This is a genomic window from Paenibacillus daejeonensis DSM 15491, assembly GCF_000378385.1.
Lineage (GTDB): Bacteria > Bacillota > Bacilli > Paenibacillales > Paenibacillaceae > Paenibacillus_D > Paenibacillus_D daejeonensis.
In genome coordinates, this window is sequence record NZ_KB899692.1 from 1 (window position 1) to 4,538 (window position 4,538).

The 4,538-nt window shown below is 39.2% G+C and carries 5 protein-coding genes and 2 pseudogenes; all 7 read right to left on the reverse strand.

All coding sequences use genetic code 11. From position 1 onward, the window contains the following. Window positions 1-290: 290 nt before the first annotated feature. Window positions 291-800, reverse strand: coding sequence for an Imm42 family immunity protein (locus F556_RS0132865; RefSeq protein WP_020621246.1), 510 nt, complete (start codon window positions 798-800; stop codon window positions 291-293). A gap of 20 nt (window positions 801-820) precedes the next feature. Continuing rightward, on the reverse strand, window positions 821-1,363 hold the full coding sequence (locus F556_RS38240; protein ID WP_169447667.1) for a pre-toxin TG domain-containing protein: 543 nt from the start codon (window positions 1,361-1,363) through the stop codon (window positions 821-823). A 69-nt stretch (window positions 1,364-1,432) separates the two neighbouring features. After that, window positions 1,433-1,561 (reverse strand): annotated as a pseudogene (locus F556_RS39335) (RHS repeat-associated core domain-containing protein); the annotation flags it as partial. Window positions 1,562-1,573: 12 nt separating this feature from the next. Next, complete coding sequence (locus tag F556_RS0132875) at window positions 1,574-1,933, reverse strand: hypothetical protein (protein WP_020621248.1); 360 nt, start codon at window positions 1,931-1,933, stop codon at window positions 1,574-1,576. Between the two features lie 276 nt (window positions 1,934-2,209). After that, window positions 2,210-2,542: a hypothetical protein gene (locus tag F556_RS0132880; protein WP_020621249.1), complete on the reverse strand. Its 333-nt coding sequence runs from the start codon at window positions 2,540-2,542 to the stop codon at window positions 2,210-2,212. An 848-nt stretch (window positions 2,543-3,390) separates the two neighbouring features. Then, window positions 3,391-3,828, reverse strand: a complete 438-nt coding sequence (locus F556_RS0132885; protein ID WP_020621250.1) for a hypothetical protein — start codon at window positions 3,826-3,828, stop codon at window positions 3,391-3,393. 14 nt (window positions 3,829-3,842) lie between these two features. Next, a pseudogene (locus F556_RS38505) lies at window positions 3,843-4,538 on the reverse strand (hypothetical protein); the annotation flags it as partial.

A 4,538-nucleotide genomic window follows, 5' to 3' on the forward strand; every position in this document is an offset into this window, starting at 1 on the left:
AGGTAGTTCAAGTCCTCGATCGGCAAGCTATCGCGGTAGCTGTAGGCCGCCTCTTGGGTGCCCGAAGCGCTAACGCCTGTCAGCTGGTTGTCTTGGTTATACGTGTACGTATACAGTTCGCCGAATGGATCGATCATCAAACTACTTTTTACACGCTCGATTCAATCAGTACTGGATAGGGATTAAAAAAGTCCACTACTTAAGAGGTAGTGGACCACTGAGCTATTGTAAATCTTCAAAACCAACACAGTGTTTAAAAGAACATGATATTCACGAATGCTAACCTTCTCTTATGTTTCTGAAGTCATTGCATTTTCATACAGGTTATTGATCTTTTCATAGACTTCTCGTATCACGTTCTCAAATTCATTAAATTGCAGACGCACTTCTGATACTCTTTGTTGCGAGATATTTTTTAATATAAGTCGAGAATGAGTTGACTCTTGAACGAGAAAAATCTTCCAGTTGCTGAATACGTCAATTGAAGGACATACGTTGAATCTTGCCCACTGTTCTTCAGTTGCCTGTAAATTGTCAGAAGTTCCATAAAGAGCATCATTCAATTTATTAAAAAAATCTTGCGTATTTAAATGAATTATCGATTGCCCAAACCTATTGCCGTTGTCACGAACAAATGTCTCGATTTGAAAAAGTACATCTCTCAAAGAAGTACCTAGAGCATATTCACCAATTTGTTCGCCTTGGACCCAATAACAGAATTTACCTAAAAGACAAACTCCTTCGTAATTGGGTTCTAATTCATATTCCACAGCAAAAGTTGAGGGGTTCCCGATTATCAAACTATATCACGTCCTTTACATCAATATACAACTCCCAATTGCTTACGAATATCATTGAGGAGCTTTTCTTTTGAAATTGTACCTGCAAAGTGAACTCCACCTGCATTATCACTAAAATACTGATAGATATTCCCGTCTTTTCCTACTCCGTACCATGTGCCCATACCTCCACGTACTGAATTGTTTGTGTACACACTCTGGGCATCACTTGGTTCAAGTGTTTTATTTGGATTTCTGCCATCATGAGCCGGATTGGCTCTATAGTCAGGTTTATTTCTTTTCGCAACTGAATTGGGTTTATATGGATTATCTTTCAATGCAGGTGATTCGTTAGCATGTCCCGTCCCCTTGGATTTTTTTCCAAACCCAAGCAATTTCCTTCCTTTTTTAATCCAGTTCCCGAAAGGAAGGGCACTTACACTTTCCCAAATACGCTCACTTGTGCTTAACTCTTCCCCTGTAACCAAGTTTTCGCCAAATATTGCTTGTGCGCCGCCTTTAACATTACCGATTCCTGGGGCTAGGTCTAAAGTGCAATCCCAAAAGTCAGTAAAATTGTCCAAATGTACACACATCCCCATCGGATCCGTATACCTCAGCGGGTTATTCTCCACATACGTATACGCATTGAGGCTGCTTGGGCGGTTCATGAAGCCTTCGAAGCTGTCCTCTTGGATGAAGCGTCCCAGGCCCGGATCATACCAGCGAGTGCGCAGGTATTGCAGTTCGGTGGTCGCGTCCCAATACTCGCCAGAGTATATTTTATTACGAAATTAATTCAAGTCCTTTTTAACTAAATCAAGTGCTACTTGTAATTTTATTTGGTTAATTTTGCTTAAACCTTTTTTATACTCTGAAACTAGCATTTTTATGATAATAGGAACTGAGTCTTGGTCTCTACTTAACTCAATATTTATCACCAAAGATTCGTTGATTAATACTTTATAAAAATCCTCTACCTGTTCAGGTATCCATTGAAGAATATACGCCGATTTTAATTCAGAAAATTCTTTTTTAAGAGCGTCTACCAGCCTGATATTACCATCTTCTTCAAACAATGATTTCCTTGAGATTATCAATTGATTTCTTATTTCTTGTTCTGTTTTACTTCCAATAAGTTTCAGTATCCACACCTCCCAAAACTTATTTTATAACTCCTGGAGAAACCTCAACTAAATTTCCGTGCTTAACAGTTAATATAGTCATTCTAGAAGTAGGCTTAAATTTATTAAATTTGTCAGTCCCAATTGGTCTATCCATAGTCACATCTCTGACATAACGAATCCCATCTTCACTATCTTGTGTTCTGGTCACAGGGGTATTTACTACATCTTTTATTTGAATGATGGGTCGATTTGGCACTGGGTAGCCCCACTAAAAAAAGCCCTAAACGAGAGTATAAACTCAAGCTACTTTGATTGAGGATACAGTTCCAAATATGTTTCATACCAGTCAGGGCGTTGCGCTTTAATTTGGGAAAGAGCCTCTGACAAGGCAATGCCTTTTAGATGAGATAATTTTTCATAATTAATTTGCTGCGTAGTTAACCAAATATGACCTAAATACTCACCACAGCTAGCTATGATCATCTCATCATAGTTACTGTCATTGGACAATCGTATTAAAGTGTCCACTGTCTCAGCATCTTGAAAATTCAATCCTAATTCAATTACTGCGTCATCTATTTCTGCATCTGTTGCAGTTGACTCTTTCAATATTTCCAAAAGTTTATCTCTTTTCATAGATTTCACTTCCCTGATGGAATATGCGTACCAATACTCTTACCGCCTCGTTCTCCTGTAAAAGGATTTATGTATGATGTTTATGTTCCTCATCGTTTAATCTAGAATCTTAACGGGGGTGGTTGCCTCTTGTTTCGTCAGGCGGTTGCACCGCTGGTCGTAAAGTGCTGAAAACCAGGTAAATCATGTTGGTATCTAATCATAAGCTGACTCTGACCGAGACGCTGGTTACGGCGCATCGTTATCACGGGTTTGGTAGGTTGACCGGGCTTTCCCATAGCGGCTTGGGCCAAGAACAGTATCACGTCAAAAGGCCATCGGCTTTACCTGTCCCTAGATACCCTTTCCTACCCGAACTAAAAACCTTGAGAGGCATAATTCTCTCAAGGTTTACTAGCCCCACCCTACTTATTCATGTAAAAATTCATTAAATCATAACGTAATTCACGAAACAATTTATCTTCACCAAGTGAAATTGGAATCCACAGCCTTTTTGTGTCCTAGAGAGTCTTTGCCGTTACAGCGGCAGAGGCTCTTTTCCTAGTACATAAGGCAATTGTCAGCGGAATACGTTTCCGAACATATGAAACAAGTTTTAATGATACTTATTTTAAAGCAATTCTTGATCGGCCTCCCCGGCCAATGTTAGCGCTCTTAAGCCGAATTGGAGTTTTACAGTTATACTGCAAGCATATAAGCGAAAAGGTAACACTCTACGTGCCTTTAAATGGCGCCAATTGAATCCCTTTCGCCCAGTTCGGCACATCCTTTGCTGCTTGCTTACCGCTCTCTAAACTATCAGCTAAAAGCAAATCGATTACCTACTCTCGAAATAATTACTAGTAAAACTACAAAATAATTGTTACATCTTTTATCAGTACTCCACACAGTTGATTATTTGAAATTAGAAATTCAATATGCTCAGATCGTATCGATAATTCAATTTCCGCTTGTTCATTAAGCCAAATTATGATACCTTCTTCCAAAACCTGAATGAAACTATTATCATATTTTGGAGTTGTCAATTCAAAAGCAGGTATTCCAATGACATATTGATTTGCTCTAATTTCATTTGGTTTTTGCACTATTTTAGGAAAAATAAACTCTATTTCTCCAATTGCCCCGTCAGCCGCTAACCAGATACAACCGCCTCCTGCTAGTTGAATTGGCTTGGATTCATCAGTCATAAATCTTGTCGTTAAGTTATACGTTTGAACAGAAGGAGAATAAGTACAGCTGATTTCCAAATTTTCAATCAACTTTTTAATTTTAATAAGCTTTAACACCAGATTACTCCCTTCTAATCTCTAAAACTTCCTGGCTGGACACCTACAATTTCTTTAGATGTAGGGTTAACATACACTTTTGTTCCAGTTGAAGGGTTAGAGTACACAACACTCCCAGGATTACCTGGTGTTGGTTTTGTTCCAAGAGCTGTGGTTATATCATCAGGCATAATATCCTTTCTACCGGATTTAAACAAACTATTATAGGCATGAGGATTTACTTTAAAATCTTGTCCATTAACTCGAACTCCGTTTTCCATCCAATTATCAAATGAAGGTCGTCTGGTTGCACGCAAATCAGGATTTCCTTTTGCACTAAATATCTTATTTGAATTGCTGCCTGTCCCCCCACCACCAAATACCCTTTTAACACGATCTATGGTGGATTTAACAGAGTCCTTTGTCGATACCCACAAGGAGCGTCCATTTTTAATCAAATTAAAGCCAGATTTCACATTGCCAGTACCTCGACCGCCATAATTCAGAGCCGCTTCTCCAAAACTTAATCCTAATTCCCAAGCGTCCGTGAGATCTTCGTACATTATATTTCCAACTTCTCTAAAGGCCCTCTCACTGCATTCAAGAAACTCTTCTACGTCATCAGAAAAGGTGACGCACATCCCCATCGGATCCGTAAAGCGCAGCGGGTTATTCTCCACATACGTATACGCATTGAGGCTGCTTGGGCGGTTCATGAAGCCTTCGAAGCT